The sequence below is a fragment of the Rhodococcus sp. MH15 genome, assembly GCF_019266045.1.
GTDB lineage: Bacteria > Actinomycetota > Actinomycetes > Mycobacteriales > Mycobacteriaceae > Rhodococcus_F > Rhodococcus_F qingshengii.
Map to the genome: position 1 here is coordinate 19,287 of NZ_LPNP01000057.1, position 16,887 is coordinate 36,173.

14 protein-coding genes are annotated in these 16,887 nt (G+C 61.9%); 9 read left to right on the forward strand and 5 right to left on the reverse strand.

What is annotated here, in order from left to right:
* Window positions 1–132: 132 nt before the first annotated feature.
* Window positions 133–774, reverse strand: coding sequence for a response regulator transcription factor (locus tag ATN37_RS03770; protein ID WP_003945784.1), 642 nt, complete (start codon window positions 772–774; stop codon window positions 133–135).
* Window positions 762–2,000, reverse strand: a complete 1,239-nt coding sequence (locus ATN37_RS03775) for a sensor histidine kinase (protein ID WP_179090776.1) — start codon at window positions 1,998–2,000, stop codon at window positions 762–764. Before ATN37_RS03775 ends, ATN37_RS03770 begins: the two co-directional genes overlap by 13 nt.
* 109 nt (window positions 2,001–2,109) lie before the next feature.
* Here ATN37_RS03775 and ATN37_RS03780 point away from each other — a divergent pair, with 109 nt between their 5' ends.
* From ATN37_RS03780 to ATN37_RS03795, 4 genes are all read left to right on the forward strand, one after another.
* Complete coding sequence (locus tag ATN37_RS03780) at window positions 2,110–2,892, forward strand: ABC transporter ATP-binding protein (RefSeq protein WP_042452563.1); 783 nt, start codon at window positions 2,110–2,112, stop codon at window positions 2,890–2,892.
* Window positions 2,892–5,375, forward strand: a complete 2,484-nt coding sequence (locus ATN37_RS03785) for an FtsX-like permease family protein (protein ID WP_218694779.1) — start codon at window positions 2,892–2,894, stop codon at window positions 5,373–5,375. The genes ATN37_RS03780 and ATN37_RS03785 overlap by 1 nt, the downstream gene beginning before the upstream one ends.
* Before the next feature lie 21 nt (window positions 5,376–5,396).
* The gene (locus tag ATN37_RS03790) at window positions 5,397–6,029 is read left to right on the forward strand and encodes a bifunctional 2-polyprenyl-6-hydroxyphenol methylase/3-demethylubiquinol 3-O-methyltransferase UbiG (RefSeq protein ID WP_063314945.1); all 633 of its coding nucleotides are present in this window, start codon (window positions 5,397–5,399) and stop codon (window positions 6,027–6,029) included.
* 89 nt (window positions 6,030–6,118) lie between these two features.
* A complete protein-coding gene (locus ATN37_RS03795) occupies window positions 6,119–7,954 on the forward strand; it encodes an acyl-CoA dehydrogenase (RefSeq protein WP_007734578.1) in 1,836 nt (611 codons plus the stop codon).
* 85 nt (window positions 7,955–8,039) lie between these two features.
* On the opposite strand, the gene ATN37_RS03800 is transcribed toward ATN37_RS03795, so the two are convergent.
* The gene (locus ATN37_RS03800; protein WP_230359540.1) at window positions 8,040–8,672 is read right to left on the reverse strand and encodes a hypothetical protein; all 633 of its coding nucleotides are present in this window, start codon (window positions 8,670–8,672) and stop codon (window positions 8,040–8,042) included.
* Window positions 8,673–8,851: 179 nt separating this feature from the next.
* Between ATN37_RS03800 and ATN37_RS03805 the strand changes: the two genes are divergently transcribed.
* Complete coding sequence (locus ATN37_RS03805; RefSeq protein ID WP_081557433.1) at window positions 8,852–9,574, forward strand: ATP-binding cassette domain-containing protein; 723 nt, start codon at window positions 8,852–8,854, stop codon at window positions 9,572–9,574.
* A 5-nt stretch (window positions 9,575–9,579) separates the two neighbouring features.
* Window positions 9,580–11,592 carry a YhgE/Pip domain-containing protein gene (locus ATN37_RS03810; RefSeq protein WP_081557432.1) on the forward strand — a complete coding sequence of 671 codons (2,013 nt, stop codon included), beginning with the start codon at window positions 9,580–9,582 and terminating at the stop codon, window positions 11,590–11,592.
* 1,434 nt (window positions 11,593–13,026) lie between these two features.
* On the opposite strand, the gene ATN37_RS03815 is transcribed toward ATN37_RS03810, so the two are convergent.
* Window positions 13,027–13,563, reverse strand: coding sequence for a hypothetical protein (locus ATN37_RS03815; protein ID WP_054781872.1), 537 nt, complete (start codon window positions 13,561–13,563; stop codon window positions 13,027–13,029).
* Between the two features lie 877 nt (window positions 13,564–14,440).
* Window positions 14,441–15,019 carry a nucleotidyltransferase family protein gene (locus ATN37_RS03820; protein ID WP_218694781.1) on the reverse strand — a complete coding sequence of 193 codons (579 nt, stop codon included), beginning with the start codon at window positions 15,017–15,019 and terminating at the stop codon, window positions 14,441–14,443.
* A 65-nt stretch (window positions 15,020–15,084) separates the two neighbouring features.
* On the opposite strand from ATN37_RS03820, the gene ATN37_RS03825 reads away from it, so the two are divergent.
* The 3 genes from ATN37_RS03825 (at window position 15,085) to ATN37_RS03835 (ending at window position 16,884) form a co-directional block, all read left to right on the forward strand.
* Complete coding sequence (locus ATN37_RS03825; RefSeq protein WP_054826520.1) at window positions 15,085–15,330, forward strand: helix-turn-helix transcriptional regulator; 246 nt, start codon at window positions 15,085–15,087, stop codon at window positions 15,328–15,330.
* A complete protein-coding gene (locus tag ATN37_RS03830; protein WP_218694783.1) occupies window positions 15,327–15,815 on the forward strand; it encodes a hypothetical protein in 489 nt (162 codons plus the stop codon). Before ATN37_RS03825 ends, ATN37_RS03830 begins: the two co-directional genes overlap by 4 nt.
* Before the next feature lie 85 nt (window positions 15,816–15,900).
* Window positions 15,901–16,884: an LLM class F420-dependent oxidoreductase gene (locus tag ATN37_RS03835; protein ID WP_218694785.1), complete on the forward strand. Its 984-nt coding sequence runs from the start codon at window positions 15,901–15,903 to the stop codon at window positions 16,882–16,884.
* The last annotated feature ends 3 nt before the right edge of the window (window positions 16,885–16,887 follow it).

Genomic DNA, 16,887 nt, shown 5'->3' on the forward strand with positions numbered 1-16,887 from the left:
TGACGCGCATTCGACATCACACGTTACGTACAGGACATAAGCCCCTGCCTCTCAGGTCACCGTTCGATCACGGCAACAACATGAGGCTGGCTCACATTACGCTTCGGTCAGGTATGTAGTCCAGATCCACGATCAGGCGCGCAAATGAGCTAGAACTGCCAAAACACGACGATGCCCGCTTTCGGAAGCCGACAGGCCGAGTTTTGCGAAGATATTTCCTATGTGCTTGCTCACAGCGGTGTCGCTGACGACCAGTTTCCTGGCGATTTCCTGATTTCCCAACCCCTCCGCCATCAGTCCGAGAACCTCGGACTCGCGTGGCGTCAGCGATCTGATCGGATCGTCGGCGCGTCGACGGCTCATCAGTTGGGATACGACCTCGGGATCCATCACGGTTCCACCGTCGACGACCCGGTTCAATGCGTCGACGAACTCGGCTACCTTCCCGACTCGTTCCTTGAGCAGGTACCCGACCCCGCCGGCGCCTCCTGCCAACAATTCACCGGCGTAGCGATCCTCGACGTACGCGGAAAGGACCAGGACGGGAAAGCCCGGGCGAAGCTTGCGCACCTCGATCGCCGCTCGAAGTCCCTCGTTGGTGAAAGTAGGAGGCATCCGGACGTCGAGCACCGCGGCATCGGGGGCGGTCTCCTCGAACACCGTGAGGAACTGCGCGGCGTCGGAGACAGCAGACACCTCGAAGCCCTCTCCGCGGAGCAGCAGTGCCAGCCCCTCTCGCAGGAGAGCGTCGTCCTCGGCAATCAGAATCCGCACGGTAGTTCCACCCTCATCGTTGTCGGTCCACCCTCCGGGCTCTCCAATACTGCGGTTCCTTCGAAAGCCTCGACCCGGCGTCGAATACCCGCCACGCCGCCGCCCGGGCGTTCGTTCGCGCCGCCGTGACCGTCGTCGATCACGTCGATGAGCATCGTCTCACCCGACGAGTCGTCCGACGTCTCCGTCCGTGCCGTGACGGTGACCCTGCGGGCTCCGCTGTGTTTTGCGACGTTGGTCAAGGCCTCGGCGACGACGAAGTACGCAGCAGCCTCGACGGCAGCCGGGGCACGGCGGAGCTCGTCGATCTCGAGTACGCAGGGCACGGCGGAGCGCCCGGCGAGCGCCGAGATCGCGCCCTCCAGACCCAACTCGTCGAGGATCGGCGGGTAGATGTCGTGCACCAACGTCCGGAGTTCGCTCAACGCCTCGGTGGCCGCATCTTGGGCCCGATGCAGTTGTGGCAGAGCCTGGTCCGGATTGTTCTGCAACGACCGCTCGGCCATCCCCAACATCATCACCACCGCGACCAGACGGTTCTGCGCTCCGTCGTGCAGATCCCGCTCGATGCGCTTGAGTTCGGCCGAATGCGCGTCGAGCGCCGCAGCGCGGCTGGCCGTCAGGGCGGTGACGCGCTTCGAGAGGTCCGAACGCGTATCCGGCGCAAGCAAAGTCGTGGTCGACCAGCTGATCCATTTCGCCATCGCGGGGATCAACCACCACGCGATCAGGAAGTACAGGATGCCGATCAACGGCATTCCGGCAGCGCCCAGCCACGACGTCACGGGGTACGGGTTGTTGACGGGTTCGCCCGCGGGCATCTGCTGCCAGTACAGCGGGACGGCAATCGCATTGAGCGCACCGAGTGGCAGAGCAATGGTCAGCATCGCCGCGACGAAAGCACCCAGACCATGAATCGACAACCAGGCCGCGTCGCGCCTCGTCGACTGATCGGTGAGGAACCGGCTCCAGTCCCCGAATGTCGGATTGCTGGGCATCGGTGGGTATCGCTGCAGAACAGGGCGTCCGGTGTACGCAGCGGTGCGTTTGCGAGCCAGGCCGGCCCACCACCGGAGCACTCGCACGTACGACGGCAACAGCAACCAGCCGACGATCAGAATCGAGAGCGACAACAGAATGAGACCGACCATCAGCAAGAACAGGGAAACAACAGCTGCCGCACCCTCGACGAGCACGTACACCGCAGCCCTGGTTCTCTTCTTCACTGCCCCAGCATGCCGCACCACACCGCACGATCCACTACAGCTGGCTACACCATTGATTCGGGACTCTGCTGGATGTCGACGAATGCCGAATCTCCATAGCGTTCTTCCCATGAAGAATCGACACTCGGTCCTCGCCTCGCCGGCCCCTGGTGCCACGGGAGCTCGAACATCTGCCGTGCGACTAGAAGGGGTCAGCAAGGTCTACGGCAACGGCCGCGGCGCCGTGACCGCCCTCGACAACGTCAGCCTCACTCTGCCGCGCAGCACCTTCACCGCAGTGATGGGCCCATCCGGCTCGGGCAAGAGCACTTTCCTGCACTGCGCCGCCGGGCTCGACCGACCGAGCAGCGGATCGGTGTGGCTGGGCGACACCGAAATTTCACAACTGAAGCCGAAGGCCCGCAGCATCTTCCGTCGCGATCACATCGGTTTCGTCTTCCAGGCCTACAACCTGCTCGGCGCTCTCGACGTCGAGCAGAACGTCACGCTCCCCCTACTCCTCGCCGGGCGACGAGCCGACAAGCAGTACCTGACCTTCGTCCTCGAATCCGTCGGACTCGGATCACACCGAAAGCGCAAACCCTCCGAGTTGTCCGGCGGTCAGCAGCAACGCGTCGCCATCGCGCGCGCCCTCGTCACTCACCCCGACGCACTCTTTGCCGACGAACCGACCGGCGCCCTCGACTCCCGCAGCGCCAAGCAGGTTCTGGAGTTGTTGCGCCGGACGGCTGCCGAGTTCGATCAGACCATCGTCATGGTCACGCACGACCCGGTGGCCGCGTCGTACGCCGATCGTGTGCTGTTCCTCGCCGACGGGAAACTTGTCGGGCACATCGACCGCCCGACCCCGCAGCAGATCGCCGAGCGCATGACACACCTCGGGGACTGGTGATGATGAAAGCGCACACCTTTGCGCACCTGAAAGCGCATCGCTCCGGTTTCGTCGCCGTGTTCGTCTCCGTATTCTGCGCAGCGCTCCTCACCTGCGGTCTGGGTGTGCTGCTGGAATCGGGAGTGCGAGGCGGTGTCTCACCACATCTCTACGCCGGTGCCGACGCCATCGTGAGTGCACCACAGGCGCTCGAGGTCAAGGAAGACGCCGATCAGCCCTTTGCCGAGCGAGTTCTCCTCGCCGGCGATACGGTCCGCAAGCTCGACGCACTCGATGTCACCGTGGTTCCCGACATCTCCGTCCCCGTCAGCACGGCCGAGGGCGTCGTACTCGATGCACATCCTTGGAACACAGCACAATTGGCGCCGTACTCGCTCACCGAGGGGCGCGCTCCGCAGAGCCGCGACGAGGTGGTCTCGACCACGGGCGCCGCGCTCGGCGAGCGAATCACGCTGGCTCACGGCGCGGTAACGGACGAGTACACCGTCGTCGGCACAGCTGATTCGGCTTCGGTGCCGTCACCCGACCGTCCGGCACTCGTCTTCCTCGACGACGCAGAGGCCGAACGGTTGTGGCCGCACCAGAACGCTGTCACCGCAGTCGGATTGATCGCTCCCGAAGGCGTGGATGCTGCCGCTCTCGCCCGCGATGCACTCGCCGGAACCGGTGCGGAGGTCTCGACCGGCACTGCACGCGGAGGCATCGAATTCCTCGACGCCGGTGCTGCGCGGACGCAGTTGATCGTGCTCTGCGCGTCGTTTGCCGGTCTCGCGTTGATGGTCAGTATGTTCGTCGTTTCCAGCACGCTGTCGCTCTCGATCAACGCCAGGCGCCGAGAGTTCGCTCTGTTGCGGGCAATCGGGGCCACCACGCGGCAAGTGCACGTCATGATCGGACGTGAAGTGCTGCTCGTTGCTGCTGCGGCGGCAGCTCTCGGCGCGGTGCCCGGATACCTGCTCGCCCGAGTGCTGGGCGCACAGTTCGCCGACGCCGGGGTCATGCCCACCGATTTCGCGCTGGCCTACAGCCCGCTTCCGGCGATCGCAGCTTTCCTGATCTGCGTACTCACTGCCCGCGCGGCAGCGGCGATCGCGGCACGACGACCGGCGAAGCTCGACCCCGTCGAAGCGCTTCGCGAATCCGAAAGCGGCCCGGCGAAACTGAGCCGCGGACGCATCGTCACCGGGCTGATCTTCGGCGCCGCCGGCCTCAGCGCCTGCGTCCTCCCTGCTTTCCTGCCCGGCAGCGTGGCGGCCGCTGGAGCCGGTTCGAGCGCACTGTTGTTGATCTTCTCGGTCGCGCTGCTCGGCCCCTTGTTGGTGCGCGGCATCATCAAGGTGATCGGCGGTCCGCTGCGCCGCAGTGGGTCGGCGTCCAAAGTTCTCGCTGCCGCCAACGCCGAATCCAATTCGAGACGGCTCTCGTCGGCGGTTGTTCCGTTGGCTCTCGCAATCGCGCTCGGCTCGGTGCAGTTCTTCAGCCAGAGCACCGTCGCCGCCGAGGCGACCAACCAGTCGATCAAGGGCGTCACCGCCGACCTGATCGTCGGCGCACCAGCCGGTATCGCTCCCTCGCTCCTCGAGTCGATCGCATCGGTGCCCGGAGTGAGTGCGGCAAACCCGGTGGTCCGCAGTCAAGTCCTCCCGGTACCCAGCGGTGAGGAAGGCGGCTCAGCCGACAGCGCGATCGCGGCCCAGGGCATCGACGCCGCCAGCGCCGACGCGACCCTCGATCTCGCGGTGACCGAGGGCGACCTCAGCGCTCTGACGGGCGATACCGTTGCCGTGAGCGAAGACGGCGCCTTCACCCTCGGAGCCAAGGTAGGCCAGCGCGTCGACCTCTATCTGGGTGACGGAACACTGGTACATCCCATGGTCGTCGCAAAATATGGTCGCGGCCTCGGATTCGGGGACGTGACCATGCCGATCGAGACTTTGCGTCAGCACTCCACCGACGCTCTGATCGACACCGTTCTGGTTGCTGCCGAACCCGGACGGTCGGCCGAAGTCCAGCAGTCGTTGCGCTCGTTCCCCTCGATCGCCGCGATGAACCAGGACCAGTTCGGGGCCGCGGGCGAAGATCAGCGTCGTATGCAGTCGTGGGTCAGCATCCTCGCCGTCCTCGTCCTGCTCGGCTATCTCGCAGTCGCAGTCGTGAACACCCTGGTCGCCGCCACTGCCGAGCGTTCCCGCGAGTTCGCGCTCCTTCAACTGGTGGGCTCGCGGACGAGGCAGGTCCGAGCAATGATGCGCATCGAGTCGTTGATGGTGGTGGGAATCGCCGTCGTGGTCGGATCACTGATCGCCCTGCCGCCTCTGATGGGCATTGCCGTAGCGGTGTCCGGGCAGCCGATCCCGGCGATTTCACCGGCGATTTACGGTTCCATCGTCGCGGTGACCGCTGTTCTGGGATTTGTCTCCATCGCGCTCCCGACGCGCGCCGCTCTACGCAAGAACCCGATGGACGGAGTGCGTAACCACTGAGTGGCACTACCGTCGTCATCTATGGATGCGGCGGCCTGGGACAAGAAGTACGAAGAAACCGAGCTCGTCTGGGGCGCTCCTCCCAACGAATTGCTGGTGGAATACGCGACGGCCCTCCCCCACGGCCAGGCACTGGACCTGGCGTGCGGCGAGGGTCGTAACGCGTTGTGGCTCGCGACTCGCGGTTGGGAGGTCACCGGCATCGACTACTCGGCCGTCGCGATCGAGAAAGCCCGCACGATCGCGGCCCGCTCACCCCGATCGGTTCTCGACCGGCTCGACTACCGATACGGCGACGTCACCGTCGCGGATTACGCCTCGAGGAACGAGCAGGGATACGACTTGGCCCTGCTTCTTTACCTTCATCTGCCCGCACCACAACGCACCCTGGTTGTGAACCGTGCCATAAATTCTCTGAAACCTGACGGAATCCTCATGATTTTGGGTCACGACCGAAGCAACATCGACTACGGCGTCGGCGGGCCACAAGATCCCGAAATCCTTTACACACCAGAAGAATTGATGCAGGAGTTCCGCGGAAAGCTCGAGTTCGAGATCGCCGGAAATCCCCACAGGCACACCGAAACGGGAATCGCGGTCGACGCGCTTGTCATCGGACGCAAATCCGGTGTTGGCAATGCAAAGAACGGCTAGTAACATGTATTAAGTTACCGACGAGTAATAAACTTCGGGCGGTACTAGGAGTGCTGGACCGCACCACCTCACTGGGAGAAGCAGAAGACATGGGCCATTACAAGAGCAACGTTCGGGACCTGGAGTTCAACCTCTTCGAGGTTCTCGGACTGGAGAAGCCACTGAGCGAAGGCGCTTGGGGCGACCTGGATGCCGACACTGTCCGCAACATGCTGGCAGAGGTCGCACGCCTGGCCGAGGGACCGCTTGGCGAATCTTTCGCCGATGCGGACCGCAACCCCCCTGTCTTCGATCCCGAGACGCACACCGTTGCACTTCCGGAATCCTTCAAGAAGTCGTTCAAGGCTCTGTGGGATGCCGAGTGGTACCGCATGGGATTGAGCGAGGAGGTCGGCGGCGTGCCGGTTCCCCGCTCCGTCGTGTGGGCCATCGGTGAGCTGATCCTGGGCGCACAGCCTGCAGCGCACATGTACCAGGCCGGACCCGCCTTCGCGGACGTGCTGTTCAACAACGGCACCGAAGAGCAGAAGAAGTGGGCAGCCACCATCGTCGAACGCGGATGGGGCGCCACGATGGTCCTCACCGAGCCCGACGCCGGCTCCGACGTCGGTGCCGGACGCACCAAGGCGATCAAGCAGGACGACGGCTCCTGGCACATCGAGGGCGTCAAGCGCTTCATCACCTCGGCCGACTCGGACGACCTGTTCGAGAACATCTTCCACCTCGTTCTCGCTCGCCCCGAAGGCGCCGGACCGGGCACCAAGGGCCTGAGCCTGTTCTTCGTCCCGAAGACGCACTTCAACTTCGAGACCGAAGAGTTCGGCGAGCGTAACGGTGTCTTCGTCACCAACGTCGAGCACAAGATGGGCCTGAAGGTCTCCGCCACGTGTGAGGTCACCTTCGGCGGACACGGCATCCCCGCACAGGGCTGGCTGGTCGGCGAGGTCCACAACGGCATCGCCCAGATGTTCGACGTCATCGAGCACGCTCGAATGATGGTCGGCACCAAGGCAATCGCCACCCTCTCCACCGGTTACCTCAACGCTCTCGATTACGCCAAGCAGCGCGTGCAGGGCGCAGACCTGACCCAGATGACCAACAAGGCAGCACCGCGCGTGACCATCACGCACCACCCCGACGTGCGTCGTAGCCTGGCAATGCAGAAGGCATACGCCGAAGGCCTGCGCGCGGTGTACCTCTACACCGCAGCTCACCAGGACGAGGTTGTCGCCCAGCTCGTCTCGGGCGCAGACAAGGACACCGCGTTCCGCGTCAACGACCTGCTGCTCCCGATCGTCAAGGGCGTCGGCTCCGAGCGTGCGTACCAGTACCTGACGGACAGCCTGCAGACCCTCGGTGGCTCCGGCTTCCTGCAGGACTACCCGATCGAGCAGTACATCCGCGACTCCAAGATCGACTCGCTGTACGAAGGCACGACGGCCATCCAGGCTCAGGACTTCTTCTTCCGCAAGATCGCTCGTGACCGCGGCGTCGCGCTCGCTCACGTTGCCGGACAGATCAAGACCTTCATCGACAGCGAAGCCGGCAACGGTCGTCTGAAGGCGGAGCGCGCACTGCTCGCCACCGCACTCGAAGACGTCCAGGCCATGGCCGCCACGCTCACCGGCTTCCTCATGGGAGCTCAGGAGCAGCCCACCGAGCTGTACAAGGTCGGCCTCGGCTCCGTCCGCTTCCTGATGTCCGTCGGCGACCTGCTCATCGGCTGGCAGCTGCTCCGCCAGTCCGAGATCGCTCTCGCAGCACTCGACAACGGCGCTTCCGACAAGGACAAGGGCTTCTACGAGGGCAAGGTCGCCATCGCTTCCTTCTTCGCCAAGAACGTCCTGCCCGAGCTCACCGCTTCACGCGAGATCATCGCGAACACCGAGAACGACATCATGGAGATCGACGAAGCAGCATTCTGATTCGTTCCTGATTCATGAAAAGTGCCGGTCCCGAGAACGTTTCGGGGCCGGCATTTTCATGCTCAGCAGTCCATGGAATCCGAGGTCATCTGCGCTCGACGGTCGGACAACTGATCTGTGCGGACAGTACGGACGTCGTCGGTTGTTCGCCGGGCCGTGCCGCCCTTCCCACCAGGGAAAGCGCCACGCGCCTGCGGTCCGGAGAACTGACGATTTCGATGGACTTGTCGTCACCGCCCCCGAAGGACACGAACTGTCCGCTCTGATCCGAGAACTTCATGATCGCCGACCCGTGCTGACCTGGTTCCGGTTTTTCGTTCACGTAGACCTGCAACTGGAAATCACGTCCCGGATACTCGCCGCCGCCGTCGTACTCGTAAAAGGAACTGGTGTGCACCTCGTAGGCCCACTGGCGGTGACCGGCGGGCAGCGAATCCGCCCAGTTGTGCTCGAAACACGTGACGGATCCGGGCAGCGAGACATTGGCTGCGCCGCTCCACCCACCGGACAGGGTGATGGCTCCGTACGGCGCTGCTTCGGACTCGTGCCGATCGGAAGGCAAGGGCGGAACGGTCACGGGTCCGACATTGCGACCGGTGAACTCGAAAAGCCTCTCGCTCGACACGAACGGGGGCGACTCGCGCTCGCCGGCACAGGAGACAACCGACAGGGTGGCCATGACCAGTAACGCACACATACCGCGTCTACGAACCGGCACCTCGACTCCCCCGTTCCGTTTCCAACAGAATACATACCGTTCGGTCTTCAAGTTGTCGAACGTGTCCGACACATCCCATTCATGGGACCGCTCGCCCGCTACCGATGTGATTGGGTGAGCACGAACGTCCACTGAACCAGCACTCGGTTCTTTCGCAGGCCGAGTAGATCAACAGACAGGTGATCATCGTGGTCGCACCAGAGCACGCACAACCCGATTACGCCCCTGACCTGGCATTGACCGCCACGGACTTGGCGCTCGACGGCCCATGGGGGCCGGTGTTCGGACCCGTCAATCTCGAGATTCGTGCGGGCGGTGTGACCATCCTCGAAGGCTCGGCCGGTTCAGGACGTACGTCCTTACTTCTGACACTCAGCGGACGAATGAAAGCCAGTTCCGGCTCACTGACCGTCTTCGGTCGAACGCGTCCCCGCGAGATCTTCGAGATCGCCGGGGTCGCCGGGTTCGAGGACATCGACGAGCTTGCCGAATCCGTCACCGTCCGCGATCTGATCACCGAACAAATTCGCTGGGATGCGCCCTGGTACAAGCTCATCGGACGCGCCGGAGACCGCGAACTCGAAGCGGTGTGCGCTCCCGTCTTCGGCGATCATCCGTTACCTGCGCTCGGCCGGTACGTCAGCGATCTCGGGGAACTCGAGGCGATCCTGCTGCGTATCGCCGTCGCGAACACGAAAAAGCCGGCCCTGCTTGTCGTCGACGATCTCGAACAGGTGCGGCGCGACTCCGAACGCGCATACCTCGTCGAGCGACTCGTCGAGATGGGGAGCTACCAGACCATCATCGCGTCGACCGTCAACCCGCTGCCAGACGGATCACCCATCGATGCCGTCACCCTGCTCCAAGAAGTCACCAATCCCGACCAAGAAGGGGCGAGGTAACCGCGATGCTCGCTGGAATGTCTCTCGGAACCGAACTCAAGCGGTTCTCCCGCGGCGCGATGCCCAGGATCGCACTCGTCACCATCATCTTGATGCCACTGCTGTACGGCGCGATGTACCTGTGGGCATTCTGGAATCCGTTCGGTGAGGTCAACAAGGTCCCCGTCGCGCTGGTCAACACCGACCGCGGCGCGATGGTGCAGGGTCAGGAGCTCAACGCGGGCGACGAGGTAAGCCAAGCGCTGCTCGATTCCGGTGAGCTCGATCTCCACCTGGTCTCGCAGCAGGAAGCCGCTCAGGGAGTCTCGGACGGCACGTACTACTTCTCTCTCACATTGCCTGAGAATTTCAGCGAGGCCGTCGCCTCCCCGACGACCAAGGACCCCCACAAAGCTCAGTTGCAGTTCACCTTCAACGACGTCAACAACTACCTCGGCACCATCATCGGCCAAAACGCCGCCCAGCAGGTCCTCAGTCAGGTCAGCGACAAGATCGGCGCGCAGTCCGTCGAAACAGTTCTGGTCGGATTGACCGATGCGGGTGCTGGTTTGAAGCAGGCCGCCGACGGAGCGCTCCAGCTCTCGGCCGGAGTGAACACTGCCAACGCCGGAGCCGGCGAATTGGCGTCGGGCTCGAAAACTCTGGCCGACAACATGGTTACCGCACGTGACGGTGCAGCCACTCTTGCCGGCGGTACAGCGCAACTCTCGACCGGTATCAACACCGCCACGGACGGCGTCCTCGCACTGACCGACGGTCTGGGGCAGCTCGATCTCGGAGCCGTCCAACTTGGCGACGGCGCAAGCCAACTCAGTGGTGGCGTCACCCAGGTCGTCGACCAACTGAGTGTCCTCGGGAACACACAAGCAGACGTCGCACAGCTGGTCGGGCAGGCAGTGGCCAGCCTTCGACTGAACCCGGATCCCGTCAGCCAACAGATCGCCAATGCCCTCGAGCCTGCCCAGGACATGCTGCGCACTCAGGGTTTCGGTGAAGCGACCATGGGCCAACTGGGCGAACTCAAGAGCGGTGCACAACAACTCGCCTACCAACTCGACGATCCGTCGAGCACCTTCCGAGCCGGGCTCAGCGCCGCGGCCAACGGCGGTGGTGAACTCCGCAACGGCCTGGTACAGCTGCGTGACGGCGGTCAGCAAGTCAACGACGGCGCTCAAACCCTCAGTAGTGGACTGGTTCAACTCACCGACGGAAGCGTTCAACTCTCCGATGGTGCAGCCAAACTCGCAGACGGCACCGAGCAACTCCGTGCCGGGTCTGCCGAACTCGCGACCAAACTCACCGAGGGCGCCGGTCAGGTCCCCAGTTGGAGCGATCAGCAGCGAACCGCAACCGCTCAAACCCTCTCCAGCCCGGTCGAACTACAGGAGACGTACGAGAACCGGGCAAGCACGTTCGGAACCGGTTTTGCTCCGTTCTTCCTGCCTCTCGCGCTGTTCGTGGGCGGCATCATCACCTGGATGCTGCTCAAGCCGCTCCAGAACCGGCCCATCGCAAACGGACTCGGCGCGCTGCGAGTGGTCCTCGCCTCGTACTGGCCGGCATTGCTCATCGGCATCTGCCAGGTGATCGTGATGTACCTGGTCGTGCACTTCGCCGTCGGCCTGCACCCCACACACGCCCTCGGCACCGTCGGATTCCTGATGCTCATCACTGCCACGTACATGGCGTTGATCCAGGCATTCAACGCCATCTTCGGAGTCTCCGTCGGACGCGTCATCACCCTGGCGTTCCTGATGCTGCAACTGGTTTCGGCCGGCGGCATCTATCCCGTCGAAACCACCGCGAAACCGTTCCAGATCATCCACCCCTTCGACCCGATGACCTACGCGGTGAACGGGCTACGACAACTCACCGTCGGCGGTATCGACTCGAGACTGTGGGTCTCGATCGCCGTCCTCGGCGGCCTTCTCGTCGCCTCACTCGGCGCCAGTTCACTTGCTGCACGCCGAAATCGGCAATGGACCATGGACAGGCTGCATCCGCCGATCGAAGTCTAGGTCAGGGTCTCCGGCCAAGGCTCCACGGTCAGCGCAGGCCATTCCCTGCGCCACCGTGCTGCCTTGGCCTCGTAAACCTCTCGCGGCGCCAGCACCGGGAGGGGCGGACGATCATGTTTTGAAGCTGCCTCGCACGTGATGCAGACCCTGCCAGGAACCTTTACGACAGGGTCTGCATTCGGCTATCTCAGATATCGTCGGAGCTGCCGATCAGCTCACGTCGAATATTCTATTTCGCGCTCATCGATCGAGGCTTGCCCACCCGCCGCCTTCCATTGATGCGGTCCACAACCCGACCAACGTCAGCCCGTAAAACGCTAGCGTGTTCTTGACACTTCCGGTCCAGAAATCAGACGACATGAGTTCACCCTTCTTTACGAGAGTCCGACAAGGAATTGTTGAAGCGGAAACCTAAGGGCGTAGAACGTCATGGTTGCAAGTTCAGCCAGGTCCGTGCTCATTGCGTTGAGCGACATCTAGTTTCTCCTCAGATTGAACAGGGTCACCGGGGGTAACCGAATGACAGTTGGAGCGGGATATCCATCAGATATGTAAATAACATCGGAAGCATCTGTTCTACGGTCTGCCCCAGCGACGCGGTACCTTGCTGCACGGATCCCATCAGCCCTCTCCTCCACTCGCGGACATGTCGAGCGAGATGGCGTTCAATCCATCAAGCCCGTCGCCTAACGATGTTGCAAAGGACGGGATAAATGCCCGCAGGAGGGCCATGAACTGACCTAACATTTGTTACTCCGTTTCCAGTAGGTAATTGCTCTGACTGTGGCGCGGGGCCAGGTCGGTTTATCCGGCACAACAGTGGTTGCCAAGCGAGGTTTTGGGGAAGCCCGCAACTCCTCGTGGTGCCGACAACTGTACCCAAAATTTGCAAATTAGGAACTCGTTCTAGGAATTTTTCTTGCCATAGATGGAATTCATTTAGTTAGCACTAAAGTCCTAGTACTATAGTTCGGTTCATTAAATCTTTAGGACTAGAAATTTTGCACCGAAAGCGAGATGGAACCGCTTGCAGGATCAGAAAGCCACCCGAATCACGGATTCAGGTCGCGCAGCCAACTTCCCGATCACGGCTTCACGAACACTATTCGGTGGCACAAGAATTGATTGCGAGCCAACCTTACGGCGATTGCCCATAAGCCATGACTTCGAGACGATACCGATGCCGTCCAATCCGTGCCGGACGACCGAATTACATCGAGCAGGCTGCGAGACAAAGCCGCAGAGACAGGCCTGCATTCGTCACAGCCGAAGCAGCATTCGCCATCTCCCTGGCGACACCCGCGCCCATTGTCACAATTGCCGAAACACACACCCGAACTCGCAACACGGCGTCATACGGCGAACGGGTTGGAGCACGGAGACCCGCACTCCAACCCGTCCAGGTTCTTACGATCAACCTTGCAGCCGATCGACTTACTGGTAGTAGAAGTTCACCTTCGAGGCCCTATCCGAAAAGATGAACGCATTGCCATGGAGGAGGAACTCCCCTGCATCGATGACGGCGTCCGCCCCGCCGCCCGACCACTGCCCTGTGCGAGTTGTTGTGCCGTCCAACACGGTCGGAGTGTCGGTGGACATCCTGACCTCACCACCGCTCGTCACGGTGCTAGCCATCGCCGAGTCACCCTGCATGCACCATCCACCCGCGGCATTCGTTGTGGCGGTGAAGGTCGTGATCGGAGTCGTGCTGGAGGATGAGCTGTATAGCTTGCCAGTGACCTGGGCGCCCACTACCGCTTTGGCACCAGAAGGCACGCCCGCCACGTGGGCGTCCGGGCCGACGTAGAAATTGCCACATACCTGATACGCAGAGGATGCGGAAAGAGTTACGGCGGAGCCAGCAGCGCCGACGGTGGCAGCGGATGCAATACCGGTTCCGGCGAGCACCATCGCACCGGCTGCGGTACCGAGCAGGACACCTCTGACGGAATTCTTGGCAGTCAACTTCACGAGTTCTTCCTTCGGTTGAATTGATAGACCCCAGGCGTTCAATTCATAGGCGAGAGCGCGGAGTCCTTAACGCTCCAACCCGATCTGTTCTGACCATCTCTTACCACCAACCGACCTGCTATCTTCGGGGCTATCGCCAACTTCGCATTTATGGCCCTGCTCGCAGGGCTACAGCTTTCCCTAAAAGGGAATGCCCTGGTGAGAGCTCGCATTGAACAGGACCCGAAGCTCTGGTGACGTGAGTCACCGTACTCACATTTTGTCCATCCGGGAACAGGTTCTAGAAATTTTTCGTCCAACCTCGATATTTTTCTCAATGAAATTTCGAGCATCGAATGCAAAGCGTTTAAACCGACAATCCAAATAGTCGAGAAGTTTGAAAAGCCACGACAGTCGTCGAGCAGAAAATATTCCGATATATCGCACGTTGCACGAAAAGTCACATAGACAAACCACACTTTCACCGTAGAATGTTCATTTGTTAGTGATGATTGCTATTCACATTGGAGAAACCTTATTAGCACTAAAGAATTAGACGTAAAGTATTAGAAACAATCCACCAAATATCGGAAGAGATTTTCACCATGAGGGGACCCAGACAATCATGGATGAACGTCGCAGCACACTGAAAGTTCGTGAAATTAGCGCAGACGATTCCGAAAGGCGCAAGGTCTTGCGGGGGTTCAACTACCAGAACTACAGCTGGATGCGTTGAATCCGGCCGGTTGTCTCCATGCACGGACGGACGAGACAGCAGGGTCGACACGGATCGGCCACAGTTCGTGGCCGTGGCGGACGCACTGCGACCAGGGAAGACACGCCTCTCACGCCGAAATCGGCAATGGACCATGGACAGGCTGCATCCGCCGATCGAAGTCTAGGCGAGGGTCTCCGGCCAAGGCTCCACGGTCAGCGCAGGCCATTCCCTGCGCCACCGTGCTGCCTTGGCCTCGTAAACCTCTCGCGGCGCCAGCACCGGGTTGGGGCGGACGATCATGTCGAAAAGATCGTCGTATCCATGCGGGGCATACACGTCCAAGGTCCCATCCGATCCCTTGGTGATCCCGAAACAGCAAGTTGTGGAAGCGAAGTGGTCGACAGCGTCGCGGCAACTGGTGAACGGAACGCCGGGAATCCCGAAATGCTGCTCGTACCACAGGTGCACGCGGGCTTCGTTGCGTACTTCGACATCGGCATCCACATCGGCGAACAGTTCTGCCGCCGAACGAATCACACGGCCCTCCGCGTCGTAGCTCAGATCGCCGGCGTCGAAGTAGAACAGGTCGTAGTCCTTGATTCCGGCGCCGAGATCACGGCCGTCGATGTGATTCCAGACGGTTTGGAAGAGCCCACCCGCCGTCAGGTACCACTCCGGCAATCCCAGCTTCGGCGCACGATCCACGATCGTTGCGACCACCGGATTGGCCAGGGCGATCTCGAGAAATCGTTCACGCATGCTCTTCAGCCTCTCATATGACAAGCAAACTTGACATCTAGTGACAAGTATTCTTTACTTTTTGCATGACTGGAAAGGCCGGCGACAACAACGTGCGGGAGCACCGACGCCTCGCCGGCCTCACCCAGGCGCAACTGGCCACGGCAGGTCAGGTGAGCAGACAGAGCATCGTCTCCGTCGAACGCGGTGACTATGCACCGAGTGTCTACCTGGCACTTCGCCTGGCCCTGACGCTGGGGACCACCGTCGAAGCGCTCTTCCCCTTACCCGAATCGGAACTCACCACAGAAATTCCAGAGGAGACGGCATGAGCACCATGATGAAGGCAATGCGGTTCGTCGGCGATCTGGACGACGACTTCTACAAGGACGAGCGTCAGCGCGACGTCTGGAACGAAGCCTCGGCGGTGGGACTCCAGAGTGTCTTCTGGGCAATATTCGTCAGCTCGGCGATTCTGCCCTGGATCGCCGGCCGAACAGGGGCGTGGATCTCGCTCGCGCTGCTGATCGTTGCGTTGTTCGGCTCGTTGATCACGATCATCTATGCGAAGCGCCGCGATGTGGACGTGTACCTGCTGTCCACCTACGGCCGCCCTCGCGTGGTGATCAGCATCGCGCTCTACCTCGTGGCCGCGGTCGGAATCATGGCCCGTCTCGAATTCGATTCGTACGAAGAATCGTCAACCTGGGTCGGCGCGCTGGTAGGCGCCATCATCGGCGGTGGCATCGCAATCGCAGTCGTCAAACTTCACCAGCAGCGCGCCAAGCGACGCGACGCGGCCGAAGAACTTCTCTGAATTCCGGAAGTCTGCCCAGCACAACGGAATCCATAGAGTTGGTAAAATCGTGCCAGGTCAACCGATCGCGAGTAACGTCGAAACGGTGAGCACTCGCCTCGGATACCAGATGCCCAACTTCAGCTACGGCGGTCCGGTCAAGGACCTCTTCCCCACCGTCATAGCGCAGGCCCGCGAAGCCGAAGCCGCAGGCTTCGACACTGCATTCGTGATGGATCACTTCTACCAACTCCCCGGAATCGGAGCGCCGGACGCCCCGATGCTCGAGGCCTACTCGGCGCTCTCCGCGCTGGCGACGGCCACCGAGACCATCCAGTTGTCTGCACTGGTCACGGGAAACACCTACCGCAATCCGCCCATGCTCGCCAAGACCGTCACCACCCTCGACGTGGTGAGCGGCGGTCGGGCCATCCTGGGCATCGGCGCCGGTTGGTTCGAACTCGAACACAATTCGTTCGGATACGAGTTCGGAACGTTCACCGAGCGCTTCCAGAAACTCGACGAAGCACTGCAGATCATCGCGCCGATGCTCCGCGGTGATCGCCCCACCTTCGACGGCAAGTGGTACCACGTCAAGGACGCCATCAACGAGCCTCGCGTTCGCGACGACCTGCCGATCCTGCTCGGCGGTGGCGGTGAGAAAAAGACGTTCGGCCTCGCCGCTCGCTTCGCGGATCACCTCAACATCATCTGCGACCCGTCGGAACTGCCGCGCAAGATGGAAGCACTTGCGGCACGCTGCGACGAAGCCGGTCGCGATCCCGCAACCCTCGAGACCAGCTTCCTCACGTTCATGATGATCGACGAGGACGGCGACAAGGCTCGCGCCCATCAGCGAACGTTTCTCGCGGAGCGTGGCCTCGACATCACCACGGCGCCGGAAGACGTGGTCGCCAAGGCCACCGAACGCCATTTCGTCGGCAGCCCGGACGACGTCGCCGAGCAGGTTCAGACGCGCATCCTCGACCAGGGCATCGACGGCGTCGTGATCAACCTGATCACCAACGGCGAAGAGCCAGGCATCGTCGACCTCGCGGGCCGCACCCTCGGCCCACTCGTCGGCAAGTAGTTC